Annotated in this window: 4 protein-coding genes; 2 read left to right on the top strand and 2 right to left on the bottom strand. The window is 69.5% G+C overall.

What is annotated here, in order from left to right; translation table 11 throughout:
- The first annotated feature begins 87 nt into the window (after positions 1 to 87).
- Positions 88 to 717 carry a hypothetical protein gene (locus LI94_RS20585; protein ID WP_046302387.1) on the top strand — a complete coding sequence of 210 codons (630 nt, stop codon included), beginning with the start codon at positions 88 to 90 and terminating at the stop codon, positions 715 to 717.
- Positions 718 to 729: 12 nt separating this feature from the next.
- On the opposite strand, the gene LI94_RS20580 is transcribed toward LI94_RS20585, so the two are convergent.
- Entirely contained in the window at positions 730 to 2,169 is a 1,440-nt protein-coding gene (locus LI94_RS20580; protein WP_046302386.1) for a wax ester/triacylglycerol synthase family O-acyltransferase, read from the bottom strand.
- Between the two features lie 207 nt (positions 2,170 to 2,376).
- Here LI94_RS20580 and LI94_RS20575 point away from each other — a divergent pair, with 207 nt between their 5' ends.
- Positions 2,377 to 3,453, top strand: a complete 1,077-nt coding sequence (locus tag LI94_RS20575) for an NAD(P)H nitroreductase (protein ID WP_046302385.1) — start codon at positions 2,377 to 2,379, stop codon at positions 3,451 to 3,453.
- Between the two features lie 15 nt (positions 3,454 to 3,468).
- Here LI94_RS20575 and LI94_RS20570 read toward each other — a convergent pair.
- On the bottom strand, positions 3,469 to 3,684 hold a 216-nt coding region (locus LI94_RS20570), incomplete at its 5' end, for an ATP-binding protein (protein ID WP_239651287.1).

Raw genomic sequence — 3,684 nt, 5'->3', positions numbered from 1 at the left:
TCGAAGCTCAGCGGGATACCTGCTTGCACGTCCCATAACTCGAATCCTCCCAAGATCGGGAGTCTCCGGACTTACCGGGACGGCTCAATGACCCTGCCCGGACTGCTGGACGGTCTGAGCGTGGGCGATCTGACGTTGGGCCAGCTGCTGACCGACCTGGGCACCGGCGGTTTCACCCTGCCGGGCCTGCTGGAGGCGCTGGATCTGGCCGATGTGACCTTGCCCGGGCTGTTGGGCGATCTCGGGATGAGCGAGGTGACCCTGGATGGGCTGTTCGACGGCCTCGGCTTGGGCAACCTGAACCTGCCCGCGCTGCTGGGCGATGTCGGGTTGGGCGAGATGACGCTGCCCGAGCTGTTGGGCGACCTGGGCCTGGGTGACATGACGTTGGGCGGGCTGTTCGGTGGCCTGGGCGCCTGGGACCTGGGGCTGGGAAGCCTGCTCGGTGACTTGACCGGCGACCTGAACCTGGGGGGCCTGCTCGACGGGCTGGGCCTGGATGACCTGGCCGCGTTCACGATCGACAGTGGCTGGTTCGGTGGATTCCTGCCGTTCGTCTGGTTCGACCTGCCGCAACAGATCGCCGAGCTGTTGGGTGCGCCGACGGCTGGTGCCGCCGAAGCCGGGGTCTTCGCGTCCAGCGCGGCAGCCGACCTGCCGGCAACGCTGGGCGCCGACCTGGCCTCGGAGTGGGCAGAACTCGTGGGCGCCTTCTGACGCCGCTTCGGTTCAGCCCGTGCCGGCGGGTGTCCGGCGCCGGCGCCTGACCCGCTCCCGCGTGCTGCTGCATCGCTTGGCGCTGACCACCAGGCGGGCCACCGCGGCTTCGATGCTGCGCGCGAACTCATCGATATCGGGCATGGTGTCGTAATCGGCCAGAATCCCGAAGAACAGATTCTCGGCGTAGCTGAGCATCGCGACGCCGGTGCGCAGCTGCAGCGCGATCGGTGGTACCGGCAAGATCTCCGAAACCCGCCGGCCCAAGATGTGCAGCGGCTGCGACGGCCCGGGCACATTGGTGGTCACCGTGGTGACGCTGTGCTGTGGCAGGCGGGTCAACAGCCGAACCGCCCACGCGGTCACCGGGAACGGCAGATGGTTGGTCGCGGTGATCAGGGCGCTGCCGGCCTGGCGTTGCCCGGTGCCCTTGGTTCTACTCAAGCGCGCGTGCACCAGGCGCAGCCGCCGTACCGGGTTGTCTTCCTCCACCGGCAGGAAGGGCAGCATCAGCGAGACCCGGTTGTCGGCGCGGCCGGAGGCGTCGTGGGCCCGGGTGGACACCGGTACCAGGGTGCGCAGCGTCTCGGCGACCGGGCGTTCACCGCGGCGGTCCAGCATGCCGCGGTAGGCCTCGGTCAGGGCGGTCAGCGCGACATCGTTGACGGTCACGTCGAACGCCCGGCAGATCCGGTTGACGTCATCGAGCGACACCGCGGCGGAGCTGTACCGGCGCGATGCGCTCATCGGTCCGTTCAATGAGGTGGCATTGCCCGGGCGCAGCAGCCCGGCTGACAGTTCGATCGTGCCGCGGACGGCCCGCGCCGCGGCGGTGCCGATCGCAGTCGAGACATGCCAGAGCTCGGAGGCCCAGCTCAACGGGTTCAGGCTCACCGGGCGGAAATCGAATTGTGCGTGGGCCGAGTGGGTTTCGTCATCGCCGCGAAGACGTCGGGCGAAAGTCAATACCCCGTCGCCTGCGCCGCTTTCGTCGCACAGCCCGGTGAACAGGTGCGATGTCGCGATCCCGTCACCGACGCAGTGGTGAACCTGGATCAACATCGCCCACCGGTCGTCAGCCAGTCCCTCGATGACCCAGATATGCCACAGCGGCCGGTCCCGGTCCAGCCGGCGGGCCATCTGGTCGGCGACGACGCAGAACAGTTCGGTGTCGTCGCCGGGATGCGGCAGGGCGAGCCGCCCGATGTGGTGTGCCATGTCGAAGCCGGGGTCGTCGACCCACTGCGGCGGTGCCAGGTCGAGGGGATGCGACTGCAGCTTCTGGGCGAACCGCGGGCAGCCACTGATACGTGCGCCCAGGGTGGCGACCAGCGAGGCGTAGTCCGGTGCCGGGCCTTCCAGTACGACCAGGGCGCCGATGGCCAGGCTGGCGTGGCGGTCGGAGTCCTCGGCTTGCAGAAATCCCGCGTCCAGGGTGGTCAGTTGCTCCACGATCCGTCCTCCTGCCCGCGCCCCGCTCTCATCGTCCGCCCGCGTCGCTGATGGATGCAGGGCCAGAAGTCCCGAGTCCGCGGCGCAGGTGCGGGTCTTCGTGCCCTGGTCGGACCGGTGGGGCGGGGAGGATCGTGAAGAGTGCAGGTCTGCTGGGGCTCAGCGGGAATCGGGCTCGAGACCGCGAAGGAAGAAAGGGGCCGGCCCATGGATGAAAAACCTGCGGGTCGCCCGGACGCCGCGGCGGTCCGGGACACCATCCGAACCGCGTTACTGCTGGCCGCCCGAGCGCCCTCGGTGCATAACTCGCAACCATGGCGCTGGCGGGTGGACCCGGCGCCTTCGGCGCCCCGGCTGGACTTATACGTCGAGCCCGATCTGCAGCTGCGCAACGTCGACCCCGAGGGCCGGGGCATGATCTTGAGCTGCGGCGCGGCATTGCACCACTGTGTGGTGGCGTTCGCCGCGCTAGGTCAACAGGTCAAGGTCCATCGGTTTCCCGACCCGGCATGCCCCGACCTGCTGGCCTCGATCGAGCTGTGTCCGCCTGGGCCGCAACCGGATCTCTCCCAGGTCGATGTCGCGCTGGCGGCGGCGATCCCGCGGCGGCGCACCGATCGTCGCTACTTCAGCGGCTGGCCGGTGGCCGGCGCCGACATCGCATTGATGGGCGCGCGCGCCGCCCGGTCCGGTGTGATGCTGCGCCGCGTCGACGCCCTAGATCGGCTGAACGCGGTGGTGGCCCGGGCGGTGTTCGAGCACCGCACAGACTACGAGTACCTCGCCGAGCTGGCGACCTGGAGCGGCCGCTACGGGTCGGTGGCCGGCGTTCCGGCGCACAGTGTTCCGGCGCCGGATGCTGCTGCCCCGATTCCGGGCCGGTTCTTCGCCGGGCCCGCACTGGCCCAGCCGCCGGGTGCCGTCCCGGACGAGGACCGCGCGGTGATGCTGGCCCTGGGCACCGAGACCGATGATCGGCTGGCCCAGCTGCGTTCCGGCGAGGCCACCAGTGTGGTGCTGCTGACCGCGACGGCATTGGGGCTGGCCAGCTGCCCGGTCACCGAGCCGCTGGAGATCGCCGAAACCCGTGCCGCGGTGCGCCGCGACGTCTTCGGAACCAGCGGCTATCCGCAGATGCTGCTGCGGGTGGGCTGGGCCCCGATCAATGCCGACCCGCTGCCGGCGACGCCGCGGCGCTTCCTCAACGACACCGTCCAATGGCTGGCTGCCGACACTCGCGAGGCCGAGCCTCGAGAGGTTGAAGGGTTGGCGCTCTACGCCTGAGCAGCACCGCCCGGGCTACGAGACCAGGGGAGCAGACCAGCGCAGCACTGTCCCGCCGCCGGGAGCCGATGTGACGCTGAAGGTTCCGCCGGCCTGCTCGGCACGCTGACGCAGGTTGGCCAGGCCGCTGCGGGTGATCACCTCGGGCATACCGCGGCCGTTGTCGCTCACCTCGATGCTCAGATCGTCTTCGACCTTGATCTGCACGGTCACGGCGCTGTCTCTTATACA

The sequence above is a fragment of the Mycobacterium sp. UM_Kg27 genome (assembly GCF_000972905.1).
Lineage (GTDB): Bacteria > Actinomycetota > Actinomycetes > Mycobacteriales > Mycobacteriaceae > Mycobacterium.
Note: the sequence above shows the minus strand (reverse complement) of the source record. Positions and strands in the feature narration are given on the sequence as shown.